We start from the raw sequence: 16448 nt of genomic DNA on the forward strand, positions 1-16448 counted from the left end.
GGCCCGAGCATGCCGGAAAACCGGAGGCCCGCCATGCGCTATGCCATCGTCACCGAGACCTATCCGCCGGAAGTGAACGGCGTTGCCCTCACCGTGCAGGGCCTGGAACAGGGACTGCGCAATTCAGGTCATGAGATCGACCTGATCCGGCCGCGCCAGTCCAGCGAAGCGCTGGACTCCGCACCGGGCACCCTGCTGGTTCCCGGCGCCGCCCTGCCACGCTACCCCGGGCTGCGCTTCGGCCTGCCGGCACCGATCCGTCTCGGTCGCCATTGGCAGCAACAACGGCCGGATGCCGTGTATGTCGCCACCGAAGGCCCATTGGGCTGGTCGGCCGTGCGCACCGCACGGCGTCTCGGCATTCCGGTCGCCAGTGGCTTCCACACCCGCTTCGACGAATACCTGCCCGACTACGGCGTGGCCTGGCTGCAGGCAGCCGCGATGCGCTGGATGCGCCGCTTCCACAACCAGGCCGATGCGACCCTGGTGCCCACGCGCGAGCTGCAGCAGTTCCTCGGCGAGCAGGGCTTCGAACGCGTACGCCTGCTGGCACGTGCAGTCGACAGCCAGCAGTTCGATCCGAACCGGCGTGATCCTGCGCTGCGCGAGGAATGGGGCGTGGACGGCAACGGCCTGGTGGCGATCTATGTTGGCCGCATCGCCGCGGAAAAGAACCTCGGTCTGGCCGTGAAAGCCTTCCGTCGGTTGCAGCAGATCCGTCCGAAGGCCCGCTTCGTGTGGGTGGGTGATGGCCCTGCCCGCGAAAAACTGGCGCATGAAAACCCCGACTTCATCTTCTGCGGCATCCAGCGCGGCGACGCGCTTGCCCGGCATTTCGCCAGCGGCGATCTGTTCCTGTTCCCCAGTCGCAGCGAGACCTTCGGCAACGTGACTCTGGAAAGCATGGCCAGCGGTGTGGCCACCGTGGCCTTCGACTATGGCGCCGCCCGTGAGTACCTGCGCAGCGGTGAGAATGGCGCGGCGGTGGACAGCGACGAGCAGTTCATCGAAGCCGCGGTGCAACTGGCGGCGGATGACGCGCAGCGGCAGATGCTGGGCGGCAACGCCGCGCGCGCGATGAAGCGCCTGCATCCACAGCAGGTGGTGGCGGAGTTCGATGCCCTGCTGGCCGAACTGGCCCTGTCGCGGAGGAGCGGCCATGCGCACCACGCGGCTTGAGCTGCTGGCCGACCGCGAAGCACGCCTGTGCCGACGGGCCAACCACTACTGCCGGCGCCGCCGTGTGCGCCGCCTGTTCTCGGTCATCAGCCGGCTCGGCGATGGCGTGTTCTGGTATGTGCTGATGGGGGCACTGGTGCTGCTTGATGGCTTCGACGGCCTGCGCGCATCGGTGCACATGGCCGCCACCGGCCTGGCCGCGCTGCTGCTGTACAAGGGCCTCAAGCGCTGGACCCGGCGCCCGCGCCCGTACGCGGCGGACCTGCGTATCCGTGCCTGGGTGGCACCACTGGACGAATTCAGCTTCCCCTCCGGGCACACCCTGCACGCGGTGTCGTTCACCATCGTCGCACTGGCCTACTACCCGTGGCTGGCGCCGCTGCTGGTGCCGTTCACCGCCGGCGTCGCGCTGTCGCGGGTGGTGCTCGGCCTGCACTATCCCTCGGATGTGCTTGCCGCCACCGGCATCGCCACCGTGCTTGCCTCGGCCAGCCTGGCCTGGTTGCCGCTGCCGGTGTGATCGCCGCTGGGCCTGACGGCGCGGCCCGGGCCGCTACCGTCATCGTTGATGGCCTAGAATGCGGGCATGACCACGTTGTTCATTTCCGACCTGCACCTGGACCCCAGCCGTCCGGAGATCACCGACCTGTTCCTGCGCTTCCTGCGCGAGCAGGCGCCCGGCGCCGACGCGCTGTACATCCTCGGCGACCTGTTCGAAGCCTGGATCGGCGACGATACGCCCTCGCCCGCTGCCGATGCGGTGGCCGATGCGCTGAAGGTACTGTCCGACAGCGGTGTGCCGGTGTATTTCATCCGCGGCAACCGTGATTTCCTGCTCGGTGAGGACTACGCGCGCCGTGCCGGCCTGCGCATCCTGCCCGACCCCTGCGTGATCGAGCTGTACGGCCGTCCGGTACTGCTGCAGCACGGTGACCTGCTGTGCACCGACGACATTCCCTACCAGCAGTTCCGCGCACAGACGCGCGATCCGGTGTTCCAGGCCCAGTTCCTGTCGCAGCCGCTGGCCGCACGCATCGCCTTCGCGCAGAAAGCGCGCGACGCCAGCCAGGCCCGCCAGTCGGAAATGAAGCAGGATGATCGTGCGCAGTTCGAGTCCGTCACCGATGTGGCGCCGGCCGAAGTCGATGCCACCTTCGTGCGCCATGGCGTGGATACCATGATCCATGGCCACACCCACCGCCCGGCGGTGCACAGCCTGCAGGCCGGTGGCCGTGCCTGCACCCGCATCGTGCTGGGTGACTGGTACGAACAGGGTTCGGTGCTGCGCGTGGATGCCAGCGGCTGGACGCTGGATACCCTGGCGCGCGAATAACGGATCGCAAGGTGCCAACCAAGGTTGGCATCTACCAGAGCAGGTGCATGCGCCCGGGTAGACGCCGACCTTGGTCGGCGCCTGGACTCAGCGGAAGGCCGCGATGGTGGCCTTGGTGTTGACCAGCACGCGCTGGTTGTCGGCGGTACTGGCATTGCCCATCGGAATGCCGTTGTAACTGATGTTCGGATTGGACCAGTAGTTCAGGCGCGGGCAGCCCGCCGAGCAGTCATAGGCCATGATCGTGCGCCAGCGCGAACCGGAGGACGGCTCGTAGCGATAGCCGTGCCCATAGGCATAGGGCGACGTGCTGGGATCGCTGGCGATATCGTGCCGTGCACTCTGCAGGTGGCCGATCTCGTGCGCGAACGAGTAGTAGCCGGTCGCGCAATCCCAGTACACCGCCGCGAACGCGGTCGAGGCGGTCGAGCCGATGCCCGAGGCCAGGCCGCAGTAGGAGGTGTTGTTGATCAGCAGCACGCCAACATCGGCTGCGGTGTTGTTGCGGCTGGTGTGGATGCTGTCCATGTAACCGTCGCTGGTGCCACGGAAGCGTGCCAGGTCGGTATCGAAGCTGCCCGACTCGGTGTAGCTGGTAGTCTCGTAGCCGGCCAACTGCATGGTGATGCCAACGTTGCTGTTGACGTAGCCCTGGTTGGATTCGGCCACCGCCAGCTGCACCAGCGACTGCATGTTGCCGCCATAGGCGGCGACGGCGGCATTGGTCGCCACCACCAGCACGCGGATGGTGGCCGGCGTGCCGGACGAGGCCTGCGCGATGCCGATGCGATCGTTGTCGCCCATCGGGATCTTCGGCAGCTGGTTGTAGTCGGCCGGATGGTCGGCCGGCATCCGCGATTCATCCACTTCCACCAGCACATGGCGGTTGCCCAGCGGGCGCAGGCGATACAGCTTGCCGTCCTTGCGGATCGAACCGGTGATGGTGTTGCCCGAACGCACCAGGATCAGCGAATTGCCCGGATCGTCCTGGCCATTGGAGCTGGCGGCGGTGAGCTTGTCCGAAGGTGAGCGGAACTGGCCGTACCAGATGCTGCCGCCATCGGGCAGTGCTTCAACCTTGCTGCGTACCGCCTGCACGCGCTGGCCGAGCAGTTCGAACTCCAGCTGCGGCTGCGCGGTGGCAGCAGCATCGACACGCACTTCCTGTACCGTCGCCGTGGACGGGGTGGCCAGCAGCTTGCCCAGCGCGGGCTCACTGTTTGCCGATGCCCGGCTGATGACGGTCACTGGCTCGAACAGCGGTGCCGCATGCGCGGCTGCTGCCACCGACAAACCCAATACCAGGCCACCTGCCGCTTTGCCAATCGATCTGGACAACATTGCGTCGCTCCTTGAATGATGTGAACAGCGTTGATGCAGCACGCCCGGGTTTGCCGGGTCTGGCCATATGGCCTGCGCGGGTGGTGTGAATTCAATAGATGATGGGAATGAAAATCAGGAACTGTGATCGATCGCATCTGCGTTCAGTGAGGTCAAAAGCGTCAGTACACTTCGCCAATACACCGCTTTCGCGCTACCGTGACGCAGCCACGACGGGGAATGCACATGGCACCATCGCAGGACACGGACGAAGATGTCGACTTACTGCGGATCGGCCTGTTCTTCGATGGCACCCGCAACAACGCCCACAACCTGGCGCGCGGCCGCCCGCAGGTACCTCAGCCACGTCCGGCACAGCTGCGCGCGGATGATGATTCGACCTACCAGAGCCGGCTGACCAGCAGCTACGACAACGGCCTGACCAACATCGCGCGCCTGCAGCAGCTGTACCCGGACAGCCGCCGCGGGGCAATCGCCACGCCGTCGTTGTCGATCTATGTGGAAGGCGTGGGCACCCGCGACGATGCCGATGACGATCTGATCGGCCTGGCCTTCGGTATCGGAGCCAGTGGCGTGCGCGCGAAGGTACAGCGCGCGCTGCAGGTACTGCTGCCGGCCGCGCTCGCCGAGCTGTCCACGCGTTGGCGGCAACCACTGCGTCGCGTGCAGCTGGATCTGTTCGGGTTCTCTCGAGGCGCTGCCGCCGCACGTGACATCGCCAACCAGCTGCAGGGCTGGGATACCGCTCGTTGGCGGCAACTGCTGCAGTCATCCGGCCTGGCCTGTACTGCGGACTTCGCCCCTGCCCTGCCCGTGCTGCGTTTCATCGGTCTGTTCGACACGGTGGTCGCGGTCAGTGGTGGCCGCACCGACGAACAGCCGCAGCTGGCCCTGCGCAGCGGTATCGCCGCACACGTAGTGCAGTTGACCGCGCGCGACGAACATCGCCAGCATTATCCGTTGACCAGTGTGGTGCCGCCGTTCGCCGAGATCCCCCTGCCCGGCGTACACGCCAACATCGGCGGCGGCTACAACCAGCTGGAGGAAGGCCCCAAGCTGCTCAGCCGCCCACGTCGCCAGCAGCTGCGTCGTCCTGCCGTTGCCGAGTACCAGATCCCCCCGTTGGCAACGCTGCAGGCCACCACGGTCTACGCTGAAACGCAGGCCGATGCCGAACGCTGGCGGCAGCAGCTGGGCGTGGACGAGAAAGAAATCTGGGTGGATGTCTGGCACCAGTGGCAACAGCAGCGCCGCGCCGGCAGCCGCAGTGTGCTGCTGTCACCCGTGCTGTACGTCACCGCTGCCGTGGTGCTGCGTCGGCGCATCGACTGGCGTTACCAGCTGATCGCGCTGCAGGTGATGCAGCAGCATGCGATCGATGCAGGCGTGCAATGGGTCGCCAACGCCGCCGATGTTCCCGGTTGGGAACTGCCGTCGGCGCTGCAGCCGATCGCACGGCGGCTGGTGACCGGACAGGCGCTGACCCAGACCCAGGAGGCGCTGCTGCGCAGACGCTACCTGATGCAGTCCGCGCACTGGAATTTCGATGCGTTGGGCGATACCGCACTGACCTACGCCGCCGATGCCGGCGTAAGCGAACTGCCCTACCGGCCGGGTCCCGGCCTGTTCTACATCAACCGGCCGACAGTGGATGGCAAGCGCGTGGTGCTGCCGAACGCATGAAAAAAGGGGACGGAGGGGATTAAGTCGTTTGTGGCACAAACGACTTAATCCCCTCCGTCCCCTTTTTCTCAGCCGGCCTGTTCGACCAGGTTGGCGAGCTCGTCGGCGTCGAAGCCAGCCAGCAGGCGCGCTTCCATGTTGAACGGCCCATGCAGATAGCCGCCGGCGTACTCCACCAGCAGTTCCTTGAAGCGCGCACGCGGCTCGACACCGGCACGGTCGCAGTACCAGCGATACCAGCGCGAACCGGCGGCGACGTGCGCCACTTCCTCGCGCAGGATCACTTCCAGCACATCGGCGGTTTCACCATCGCCGACATTGCGCAGCTTCTCGATCATGCCCGGTGTCACGTCCAGGCCGCGCGCCTCCAGCACGCGCGGCACCAGCGCCATGCGTGCCAGTCCATCGTGTGCGGTCTTTTCGCACATTTCCCACAGGCCGTTGTGCGCGGGAAAATTGGCGTAGTCATGGCCGTGCACCTGCAGCCGCTCGCGCAGCAGCATGAAGTGCCGCGACTCGTCGTCGGCACAGCTGACCCAGTCGGCATGGAAGGCCGACGGCAGGCCGCGGAAGCGGTACACCGCATCCCAGGCCAGGTCGATCGCGTTGAGTTCGATATGAGCGATGGCGTGGATGAAGGCGGCACGCCCTTCCACGCCGCCCAGTCCGCGCCGCGGCACTTCGCGCGGATGCACCAGCACCAGCCGTGCCGGCCGGCCCGGCATGCAGATCGGCTCCGGCGGCGGCGCATCGGCGGCCACCTTCAGGCGACCGGCACGGAATGCGGCCGCATACGCCTGGGTCAGCGCAACCTTGCGCAGCGGGTCGGCTTCAGCAAGGCACTGCTGCGCCGCGCGCAGCAGGTCACCTCCAACATCGGGCACCACAACCACGCCTGGACCTCAGGCGCGGCGCTTGTGCTTGGCGTCGTCCGAACGCAGCTGCTGGATGCGCTCGAAGTAGCCCGGCTCGATACCCGTCGGGTAGTGGCCGTTGAAGCAGGACGAATCGAAGTTGCGCAGCGCCGGGTTGCCCTCGCTCACCGCCGCTTCCATGTCTTCCAGGTCCTGGTAGATCAGCCAGTCGCAGCCCAGGTGGGCTTCGATCTCTTCCACCGTGCGGTTGTGCGCGACCAGTTCCTCGGCCGCCGGCATGTCGATGCCGTAGATGTTCGGGTAGCGCACCGGCGGTGCCGCGCTGGCCAGGTAGACCTTGCGCGCGCCGGCATCACGAGCCATCTGCACGATCTGCTGGCTGGTGGTGCCCCGCACGATCGAGTCGTCCACCAGCAGCACCACGCGGTTGCGGAACTCCAGGTGGATCGGGTTGAGCTTGCGGCGCACCGATTTCACGCGTTCGCCCTGCCCCGGCATGATGAAGGTGCGGCCGATGTAGCGGTTCTTGATGAAGCCTTCGCGGTACTTCACCCCCAGCACGTTGGAGATTTCCAGCGCGGCATCGCGCGAGGTGTCCGGGATCGGGATGATGGTGTCGATGTCGTGGTCCGGGCGCAGGCGCAGGATCTTCTCGCCCAGCTTGATGCCCATGCGCATGCGCGCCTTGTGCACCGAGACGTTGTCGATCATCGAATCCGGACGCGCGAAGTACACGTATTCGAAGATGCACGGGGTGTGCTCGGCCGGCTCGGCGCAGATTTCCGAGAACAGCTCGCCGCGCGCGGTGATCACCAGCGCCTCGCCCGGCTGCACGTCGCGCACGCGCTGGAAGCCCAGCACGTCCAGCGCGGCAGACTCGGAGGCGACGATGTACTCGTCGCCCTCGGCATGGCTGCGCTTGCCCAGCACCAGCGGACGGATACCATGCGGATCGCGGAAGGCGACCAGGCCCAGGCCCAGCACCACGCTGACCACCGCGTAGCCGCCCTTGCAGCGGCGGTGCACGCCGGCCACCGCGCGGATCGCGGCTTCCGGGCTCAGCTGGCGCTGCTGCTCCAGTTCATAGGCGAACACGTTCAGCAGCACTTCGCTGTCCGAATCGGTGTTGACGTTGCGGCGGTCCTGTTCGAACACCTGCTGGCGCAGCGCCTCGGTGTTGATCAGGTTGCCGTTGTGGGCCAGCGCGATGCCGTACGGCGAGTTCACGTAGAACGGCTGCGCCTCGTCCATGCCTTCCGAGCCGGCCGTCGGGTAGCGCACATGGGCGATGCCGACGCTGCCTTCCAGGGTGGACATGGTGCGTGCATCGAACACATCGCGGACCAGGCCGGTGGCCTTCTGCACCCGCAGGCGGCTGCCATTGGCCGTGGCGATGCCCGCCGCATCCTGGCCGCGATGCTGGAGAACGGTCAAGCCGTCATACAACTGCCCGGCGACGTTCTGGTTGCCGACGATTCCGACGATGCCACACATGGTGCGAGGTCTCCGCTGGGCTGCGCCCAGTTACAGGGAAGGTGGCCGTACCTGGCCGTGGATTCCGTCCGCGGCTGGCGCGGGCCGTGCCGGGCGCACGGGCGCCGGCTCGATGTTGCTGGGCAGTGTGGAGGCCCGTGCGGGCTCCTGCTCCATCTCCACGGACCGCGGCCATCCGCCGCCCGCCACTACCTGGTTGAGGACGCCATTATCGCCTGTCGCCGCCGGCTTGCCCAACACTTGCTGCGAAGATGGGGTGATCTCGTCCAGAGGCAAGGGCAGGCGCTCTGGCAGCAGGGCCTCCAAGGGCAGCGACTGCGGCAGCACGTTGTCCAGATGCGGCAGCTGGGCCTGCATCCACGCCACCGCAGGCTGCAGCAGCGGCCGCAGCTGCGACTGCTGCCAGGCCGGTTCGCCCGGCAACGCAGTGAATCCGGCCAGCAACAACAGGATGCTGGCGAAGAACAAACCGCGCACCAGGCCCAGGGTGCCGCCCAGCAGGCGGTCGACGCCGCCCAGCAGGGTCAGTTTGATCGCGGCCTTCAGCAGCAGCCCGACCAACCCAACCACCACGACGGTCAGAACGAAGACACCGAGGTACCCGGCCAGGTAATGGCCGGTGCCGGGTGGCTGCGGTGCCGCCCACCAGTGCGAGGCCTCGTTGCCGAAGGTGAAGGCCATCCAGCCGGCCAGCAGCCACGACACCAGCGCAACCACCGTGCCCACGAAGCCACGGATGAAACCAAACAATACGGAGGCGCCGATCAGCACGCCCAGCACGATATCGATCACGCAGCCCGCTCCTGCCAGTGACGACGGCGGGCAACACGCTGGATCACGGGTGCGGTCGGACCATGCCGGCCACGCCGACCTTGGCGGCGACCTGTGCCTTCAACTGCTCGGCATCGGCGCGATTGGCCACCGGCCCGACGCGGACGCGATGCAGGGTGCCCTTTTCGGTGCGCACCTGCTCGACGAAGGCGCTGAAGCCGGCGGCACGGACCTTGTCGCGCAGGGCATTGGCATCGTTGGCCTGACCGAACGCGCCCAGCTGCACGGCAAAACCGACGCCGCTGGCGGCCGGTGCTGCCGGCGTGGTCGGAGCCGTGGCCGGCTTGCTGGCCGTGGCCTCCGGCTTCGGCTCGGGCTTTGAAGCCTCCGGCTTCGGCGCCGGCTTCGGCGGTTCCGGCTTGGCGGCCGGGGTGGTGGTGGCGGTCGGCGTGCTCGGCGGCAGGCTTTCGCTGCGCACGGGATTGCCACTGGCCGACGGTGCGGTGGCTGCGGCCGGAGTACTGGTGCCGGGTGAGGCCGGGGCCGGCGTAGCGGCAACGGCGGAACTGTTGCCCGCTGCTGCGTCCAGGGCGATGACTTCGGCCTTCACATCGGCGCGGATCTTCACCGCCTGCAGGCGGGCCGCTTCGGCCTGGGCGCGGTCGGCGTAAGGTCCAACGCGCACGCGCCATGCCTGGCGGCCGTTGATGGTGGCCGTTTCGGCGAAGCCCGGCAGCTGCGAGCGCTTCAGGTAGGCGATCACCGCATCGGCGTCGGCCTTGCTGCCGTAGGCGCCGAAGGTGACGGCGTAGTTGCCGGCGGCAACCACCGGCGAGGTATCCACGGTCGGCGGCGTAGCCGGCGTGGCAGCCTCCTGCAGCGGCTTGGCCTGGCCGGTCTGCAGGCCGGTGGCACCGCCCGCCGGGGCGACCAGCGGCAACTCACGGGTTTCGAACTGGCCATCGGCCGGCGCATCCGGTGCGGCGATCGGCACATTGGCGACACCGCTGTCGGGCGCGGGTCCCTTGACCAGCATCGGCAGGAAAATCACGGCCAGTGCCACCAGCACGATGGCACCAATCAGACGCTGTTTCAGAGGCGTATCCACGTGAGGCAGGCAACTGTCCGGAGATTGCCGTCGATTATACGGGTGCCGGACCGGCCGGCGTCGGCGTTGGCTGAACGCGGATCAGGCGTCGCCCTGCAGCCACTGCAGGGCCGCAGCGGCGGTATGGAAGGAGCCGAATACCAGCACACGGTCCCCCCGCTCGGCCTGTGACAACACCTGCGCCAGCGCCTGTTCAACGGTACCGGCCCGCTGTGCCTTGGCCGCAGCCGTACCGGTCAGGCGTGCCTGCAGCTGCTGGGCGCTCTGCCCGCGCGGGCCGTCCAGCCCGGCCAGGGTCCACTCGCCCACCACGTCCTGCAGTGCCTGCACCACACCCGCCGCGTCCTTGTCCTGCAACGCGGCGTACACCGCCAGGGTGCGGCCGGCTGACACTTCGGCCTTCAGCGCGCGCGCCAGCTGGCCGGCGGCCTGCGGGTTGTGGCCTACGTCCACGCGGATCTGCACACCGTCACGCTCGAACGCCTGCATGCGGCCGGAGATGCGCGCTGCCGCGATACCCGCGGCCCACGCCGCACGCGGCACCGGCTTGTCCAGCGCGCGCAGCGCGGCGATGGCGGCACCGGCGTTGGCCAGCTGGATCGGGCCGGCCAGCGCCGGGGTCGGCAGCTCCATGCGCAGGCCGACGTCGCGCCAGCGCCAGCGCTGGGCGTCGATCGGCTCGTAGAAGTAATCGCTGCCACCGCGGATCGCATTGGCACCGACCAGATAGGCACGCGCCAGCACGCTCGACGGCGGATCGGTCTCACCCAGGATCACCGGCTTCCAGCCGCGGATGATGCCGGCCTTCTCGGTACCGATCGCCTCGCGGTCCTCGCCCAGCCACTCGGCGTGGTCAATGTCCACGGTGGTGATCACCGCCACGTCGGCATCGACGATGTTGACCGCATCCAAGCGGCCACCCAGGCCCACTTCCAGCACGGCCAGATCCAGCTCTGCCTCGGCGAACAGCTGCAAAGCAGCGAGCGTGCCGTACTCGAAATAGGTCAGCGTGGTGTCGCCGCGTGCCGCTTCGACGGCACTGAACGCAGCAACCAACGCCGCATCGTCGACATCCTGGCCATCGATGCGCACACGTTCGTTGTAGCGCAGCAGATGCGGCGAGGTGTAAGCGCCAACCTTCCAACCGGCAGCACGGCCGATGGCCTCGATGAAGGCCACGGTGGAGCCCTTGCCGTTGGTGCCACCGACCACGATGGTGCGCCCGCCCGGGGCGCCAAGACCCATCGCCGTGGCCACGGCGCGCACGCGCTCCAGGCCCATGTCGATGCTCGCCGGGTGCTGGCGTTCAATGTAATCCAGCCAGTCGGCCAGGGTGGTCGGGGGGTTCGTCACGGCAGTGCTTCCAACAGATACAGGTGGTTCGGTGTGGCGGGTCAGAGGGCGCGGTGCTTGGCTTCGCCGAAGAACGGCGTGTGGTGGGCACAGTCGTTCAGGCGCACCACTTCCAGGCTGTCCAGCTCGGCGCCTTCGAGCAGGTTGAGCGTGGTCGGCGCCTGGCGGAAGGTCCACAGGCGGGAAATCGGCAGGCCCAGCACCTTGCACAGGATCACGCGGTTGACCGCATCGTGCGCAACCACCAGCAGGGTGTCGTGCTCGCCGAGGCCTTCGGTGGCACGGGCCAGGCCACGCCAGCTGCGTTCCAGCACCAGGCGCAGCGATTCGCCGCCGGGCATCAGCACGGTATCGGGCTCCTCGCGCCAGGCCTGCAGGCGCGACGGATCCTTCTCGTGGATCTCGCTGGCCAGCAGCCCTTCCCATTCGCCATGGGCGATTTCCTGCAGCTCCGGCTCGGTCAGCAGCATGTCGGCACGGGCGGCGCCAAGCGCCAGCTGCGCGGTGCGCTGCGCGCGTGACAGCGGCGAGGCGACGGCACGGGTGATGTCCACCGAGGCCAGGCGGGCACCCAGTGCCTGGGCCTGGGCTTCACCGATCGGCGAAAGCGGAATATCGATCTGGCCCTGGTAGCGGCCTTCGGCGTTCCACGGCGTTTCGCCGTGGCGGGCAAGCAGGATGCGCATGCGTGCAAGGGGTCCTGGGGGAGGAGGTTTCCGCGTTTCGTTCACATCCTGTGAAGTACGCGGAACAGGGATGATACCTGTTCGGCGCACCGGGCCGGGGCGGGCATGAAAAAACCCCGCGACCTGCGTCGCGGGGTTTCGAAACTTCCGGCTATTGAGTCGAGGGTGCCGGCCAGCGGCCGGCACTACCGCAACCGGTTTATTTCGCCAGGTTCAGTTCCTTCAGCAGCTGCGGCGCCGGCGCTACTTCCTGCATGATCCACTGCATGTAGCGGCTGTCCACGGCAATCATGCGGGTCATCACCGGGTCGAACACCCAGTTGGAGCTGACCGATTCCCAGTTGCCGTCGAAGGCCAGGCCCACCAGCTTGCCGTTGGCGTCCAGCACCGGCGAACCCGAGTTGCCGCCGGTGATGTCCAGGTTGGACAGGAAGTTTACCGGCACCGAACCGATGCGCTTGTCTTCCAGGCCGCCGTAACGCTTGGCCTTGACCGCATCGAGCAGCGCCTTCGGCGAATCGAACGGATCTTCACCGGTTTCCTTCGCCGCCACGCCTTCCAGGGTGGTGAACGGGGTGTACTTCACGCCATCCTTGCCATAGCCCATGACGTTGCCGAAGGTGATGCGCAGCGACAGGTTGGCGTCCGGGTAGACGAACTCACCCTGGCTCTTCTTGTAGTCGGCCACGGCCTGCAGGTACAGCGGACGCGCGGTCAGCGATTCGCCTTCGCGGATCTTGCGCTGCTCTTCCTGCTTCAGCAGCGCCGGCATGACGGCCACGGCGTACTGGATGGCCGGATCATTGCTGGCCTCAAACGCAGCACGGTCGGCCTTGAACCACTTCAGGCGGGTGTCCAGGCTGCCCAGCTCGGTGCCGCCCAGCTTGTTCACCAGCGACTTGACCGCAGCGGCATCGCTGCCGGCCAGCCACTTGTTCAGCACTTCGTTGTCGCGCTGCGCGGCCGGCAGGGCCACGTACTGGTCCAGCCAGTAGGTCTGCAGCTGCTGGTCCATCTTCGCCACGTAGCGACGGTCCATCTGCTTCAGGCCACCTTCGATGGTGGTCAGGTCGCGTTCCTGGTAACCGGCTTCGCGTTCGGCATCCGGCTTGCTGCGCTCGATCGACAGGCGGTACAGGGTGATCGCCGCGCCGACAGCCGAGGTGTTGTTGAACTGGCCGACGAACAGGTCGCGTTCGCGGGTCGACTTGCTGGTATCCAGATGCTTGAGCAGCTGCGCGTGTGCCGCCAGGGCCGGCTTGCCGGCAGCGCCCTGCTTCTTCAGCCACGCCAGTACGGCGGCTTCTTCAGCCTGCTTCTGGCCGGCGGCGTCGATGCGCTTGAAGCCTTCCAGCTGGCCCAGGTAGTTCTTGGCCACGTTGTTCATGCTGGCGGCCGTGGCGGCGTACTTCACCTTGACGTCGGCGTCGGCCTTGCCGGCATCGGCGATCATCTTCAGCACTGCGTTGTAGTGCTTGGCGATGGTCGGGTAGGTGAAGCTTGCGGTTTCGTTGAACTCGCCGGCCAGGGCGTAGCGGTTGGTGCGGCCCGGGTAGCCGGCCACCATCACGAAGTCGTCGGCGCCCAGCGGCTGGTCGGCGAACTTCAGGAAGTGCTTGGGCTGGTACGGCACGTTGTCGGCGGCGAAGGCAGCCGGCTTGCCGTCCTTGCCCACGTAGGCGCGGTAGAACGAGAAGTCGCCGGTGTGGCGCGGCCACATCCAGTTGTCGACGTCGCCGCCGAACTTGCCGACGCTGCCCGGGGGCGCGTAGACCAGGCGCACGTCCTTGATTTCCATGTTGCGGAACAGGCGGTAGGTATTGCCGCCGGAGAAGCTGTACAGGCGGCAGCGGAAGCCGGCATCGGCTTCACAGGCGGCGACCTGGGCCTTGTCGAACGCGTCCAGCGCGCGGCTGCGGGCCAGCGGGTCGTTGCCGGCGCCGGCAATGGCAGCCTTGGCCTGGGCGGTGACGTCGGTGATCTGGTCGAGCACGAACACGCGGGCGTTCGGGCCGGCACTCAGTTCGTCCTTCAGGGTCGGCGCGTTGAAGCCATCCTTGATCAGGTTCTTCTGCGCGGTCGAATTCAGCTGGATGGCGCCATACGCGCAGTGGTGGTTGGTGACCACCAGGCCCTGCGGCGAGACGAAGCTGGCGGTGCAGCCGCCGAGGGCGACGACCGCGCCCATCGGGTCGCCGGTCAGGTTGGACAGCTGTTCCGGGGACAGCTTCAGGCCGGCCTTCTGCAGCGGGCCGGCGATTTCCGGCAGCTGCTGCGGCACCCACATGCCTTCAGCGGCATGGGCGACCTGGGCCAGCCCGAGGCTGGCGACGATGGAGAATGCAAGCAGGTTCGAGCGCATGGAGCGGCCCCTGGTAGTGGAACCCTCGATTGTAGCCCGCCGCCCTGCCCCGGCCCGAACCCCGGAAGTCATGCAATCAGGTGCTTCCACCGTTCAGCGTCTCCATTGCGATCGGTCAGAGGCGAGAGGCCAGGCCGATGCAGGACACGCCGTAAACCCATCCATGGGGGCTCGGTCGCGCCATCCATGGCGCTCACGGTCCCCTGGCCTCGGACGGTAGCGCCGAGCCATGCCCGGCGAGCGAAGCGACACCGCTGTTCGCAGTACGTTCGAAACGCCCGCCGGCGCACGCCTTTCGTTCCGCCACTGCACCCGCAGCGCAACATGGGAAATCCGCGCGGCACCCTATAATCCGCGCTTTCCCCCTGATGAGTTCCACCCCGATGGCGCAGCAAACGATGAAGGCCCTGGTCAAGCGCGAAGCGGCCAAGGGCATCTGGCTGGAAGAAGTTCCGGTTCCGACCCCGGGCCCGAACGAGGTCCTGATCAAGCTCGAGAAGACCGCGATCTGCGGTACCGACCTGCACATCTACCTGTGGGACGAGTGGAGCCAGCGCACCATCAAGCCGGGCCTGACCATCGGCCACGAGTTCGTCGGTCGCGTCGCCGCGCTCGGCTCGGCCGTGACCGGCTACGAGATCGGCCAGCGCGTCTCGGCCGAGGGCCACATCGTCTGCGGCCACTGCCGCAATTGCCGTGGCGGCCGCCCGCACCTGTGCCCGAACACCGTCGGCATCGGCGTCAACGTCAACGGCGCCTTCGCCGAGTACATGGTGATGCCGGCCAGCAACCTGTGGCCGATCCCGGACCAGATCCCGTCCGAGCTGGCTGCGTTCTTCGACCCCTACGGCAACGCCGCGCACTGTGCGCTGGAGTTCAACGTGATTGGCGAGGACGTGCTGATCACTGGTGCCGGTCCGATCGGCATCATCGCCGCCGGCATCTGCAAGCACATCGGTGCACGCAACGTGGTGGTGACCGACGTCAATGATTTCCGCCTGAAGCTGGCCGCCGACATGGGTGCCACCCGCGTCGTCAACGTGGCCAACCAGTCGCTGAAGGACGTGATGAAGGAACTGCACATGGAGGGCTTCGACGTCGGCCTGGAAATGAGCGGCAACCCGCGCGCGTTCAACGACATGCTCGACTGCATGTACCACGGCGGCAAGATCGCCATGCTCGGCATCATGCCCAAGGGCGCCGGCTGCGACTGGGACAAGATCATCTTCAAGGGCCTGACCGTGCAGGGCATCTACGGCCGCAAGATGTACGAGACCTGGTACAAGATGACCCAGCTGGTGCTGTCCGGCTTCCCGCTCGGCAAGGTGATGACCCACCAGCTGCCGATCGACGACTTCCAGAAGGGCTTCGACCTGATGGAAGAAGGCAAGGCCGGCAAGGTTGTGCTCAGCTGGAATTGACCCTTCGCCGCGCGCGATGGGTGGGTGCCGAGCTTGCTCGGCACACCTTGAAATTGAAAAAGGCGCCCGATGGGCGCCTTTTTCTTTGCCATCCCGATGTTGCCGGCCAGCGGCCGGCACTACCGGTAACGCCTGCGGCGTTACTTACCGATCGCCACGGTCAGCAGCACGCGGCTGTGCGCCAGCTTGCCGGAGTTCTCGCGACCATTGCCGTCGGTGCCGTAGTAACCCAGGCCGACGTTGAACAGGCCGAACTGGCGGCTGACGCCGACGTTCCAGTCGGTGTAGTCCTTGGCCAGGCCCTTCTCGAAGCTGCTGCGGCCGACGTTGGCGTTCAGCGTGAAGTCCTGCGGCAGGCCCCACTGGCCGCCGACACCGTAGTACCAGCCATCGGTGCCGCTGTTCCACTGGTCGTTGGTGTAGGCCACGGTCAGCTTGTAGGTGTCATCGAGCGTGGTGGTGGTCACCAGCTCGTTGTAGTTCTGGTGGCTGGCACCGATGTAGGTGTAGCGGTTGAGCAGCACGTCGAAGTTGACGCGCGAAGTGACGTCCACGCCGTAGCCGATCTGGTAGTCGATCTCGGTGTTCGGGTCACCCGGACCGAAGTCCACGCCCGAACCCCAGACACCGGCATACAGGCCTACCGGCGAGGTGTAGGTGAAGCCCGCCTGCAGGGTCGGCTTCTCGTCGGTCTGCGACACACCACGGAACAGATAGTCGGATACGGCGGTGACATTCCAGCTGTACGGCGATTCGTTCTCCTGCGCGCTGGCAGCGAACGGGGCGGCCAGGGTCAGGGCAGCGGCAATGGCGAGGCAGGCACGGGCGTGCTTCATGAGCGT

At 67.0% G+C, this 16448-nt stretch carries 14 protein-coding genes; 5 read left to right on the forward strand and 9 right to left on the reverse strand.

From position 1 onward, the window contains the following. Positions 1-33: 33 nt before the first annotated feature. From VPH47_RS17025 to lpxH, 3 genes are all read left to right on the forward strand, one after another. Positions 34-1179 (forward strand): glycosyltransferase family 1 protein, encoded by a 1146-nt coding sequence (locus VPH47_RS17025; RefSeq protein ID WP_110711206.1) that lies wholly within the window; start codon positions 34-36, stop codon positions 1177-1179. Further along, the gene (locus VPH47_RS17030) at positions 1160-1699 is read left to right on the forward strand and encodes a phosphatase PAP2 family protein (RefSeq protein WP_110711204.1); all 540 of its coding nucleotides are present in this window, start codon (positions 1160-1162) and stop codon (positions 1697-1699) included. The genes VPH47_RS17025 and VPH47_RS17030 overlap by 20 nt, the downstream gene beginning before the upstream one ends. 66 nt (positions 1700-1765) lie before the next feature. Further along, on the forward strand, positions 1766-2512 hold the full coding sequence (gene lpxH, locus VPH47_RS17035) for a UDP-2,3-diacylglucosamine diphosphatase (RefSeq protein WP_368851338.1): 747 nt from the start codon (positions 1766-1768) through the stop codon (positions 2510-2512). 87 nt (positions 2513-2599) lie between these two features. Here lpxH and VPH47_RS17040 read toward each other — a convergent pair whose 3' ends face one another. Then, a complete protein-coding gene (locus VPH47_RS17040; protein WP_368851339.1) occupies positions 2600-3853 on the reverse strand; it encodes a M12 family metallo-peptidase in 1254 nt (417 codons plus the stop codon). A gap of 225 nt (positions 3854-4078) precedes the next feature. On the opposite strand from VPH47_RS17040, the gene VPH47_RS17045 reads away from it, so the two are divergent. Further along, positions 4079-5536 carry a DUF2235 domain-containing protein gene (locus tag VPH47_RS17045; RefSeq protein WP_368851340.1) on the forward strand — a complete coding sequence of 486 codons (1458 nt, stop codon included), beginning with the start codon at positions 4079-4081 and terminating at the stop codon, positions 5534-5536. Between the two features lie 68 nt (positions 5537-5604). Here VPH47_RS17045 and VPH47_RS17050 read toward each other — a convergent pair whose 3' ends face one another. The 7 genes from VPH47_RS17050 to VPH47_RS17080 form a co-directional block, all read right to left on the reverse strand. Then, positions 5605-6429: a ferritin-like domain-containing protein gene (locus VPH47_RS17050; protein WP_368851341.1), complete on the reverse strand. Its 825-nt coding sequence runs from the start codon at positions 6427-6429 to the stop codon at positions 5605-5607. 9 nt (positions 6430-6438) lie between these two features. Further along, entirely contained in the window at positions 6439-7905 is a 1467-nt protein-coding gene (purF, locus tag VPH47_RS17055) for an amidophosphoribosyltransferase (RefSeq protein ID WP_005408246.1), read from the reverse strand. A gap of 30 nt (positions 7906-7935) precedes the next feature. Next, a complete protein-coding gene (locus tag VPH47_RS17060; RefSeq protein ID WP_110711194.1) occupies positions 7936-8697 on the reverse strand; it encodes a CvpA family protein in 762 nt (253 codons plus the stop codon). A 43-nt stretch (positions 8698-8740) separates the two neighbouring features. Continuing rightward, a complete protein-coding gene (locus tag VPH47_RS17065) occupies positions 8741-9784 on the reverse strand; it encodes an SPOR domain-containing protein (protein ID WP_368851342.1) in 1044 nt (347 codons plus the stop codon). Between the two features lie 81 nt (positions 9785-9865). Further along, the gene (folC, locus tag VPH47_RS17070; RefSeq protein ID WP_368851343.1) at positions 9866-11137 is read right to left on the reverse strand and encodes a bifunctional tetrahydrofolate synthase/dihydrofolate synthase; all 1272 of its coding nucleotides are present in this window, start codon (positions 11135-11137) and stop codon (positions 9866-9868) included. Between the two features lie 41 nt (positions 11138-11178). Then, on the reverse strand, positions 11179-11823 hold the full coding sequence (locus VPH47_RS17075) for a histidine phosphatase family protein (protein ID WP_368851344.1): 645 nt from the start codon (positions 11821-11823) through the stop codon (positions 11179-11181). 199 nt (positions 11824-12022) lie between these two features. Beyond that, entirely contained in the window at positions 12023-14185 is a 2163-nt protein-coding gene (locus VPH47_RS17080; protein ID WP_368851345.1) for a S46 family peptidase, read from the reverse strand. Between the two features lie 398 nt (positions 14186-14583). Here VPH47_RS17080 and tdh point away from each other — a divergent pair, with 398 nt between their 5' ends. After that, positions 14584-15606: an L-threonine 3-dehydrogenase gene (gene tdh / locus VPH47_RS17085; protein ID WP_010483949.1), complete on the forward strand. Its 1023-nt coding sequence runs from the start codon at positions 14584-14586 to the stop codon at positions 15604-15606. Between the two features lie 140 nt (positions 15607-15746). Here the strand turns inward: tdh and VPH47_RS17090 are convergent, their stop codons facing one another. Further along, positions 15747-16442 (reverse strand): TorF family putative porin, encoded by a 696-nt coding sequence (locus tag VPH47_RS17090; RefSeq protein WP_014036121.1) that lies wholly within the window; start codon positions 16440-16442, stop codon positions 15747-15749. Between the last annotated feature and the right edge of the window lie 6 nt (positions 16443-16448).

Origin of the sequence: Stenotrophomonas sp. WED208, from assembly GCF_040984485.1 — a bacterium.
GTDB classification, from domain to species: Bacteria; Pseudomonadota; Gammaproteobacteria; order Xanthomonadales; family Xanthomonadaceae; genus Stenotrophomonas; species Stenotrophomonas riyadhensis.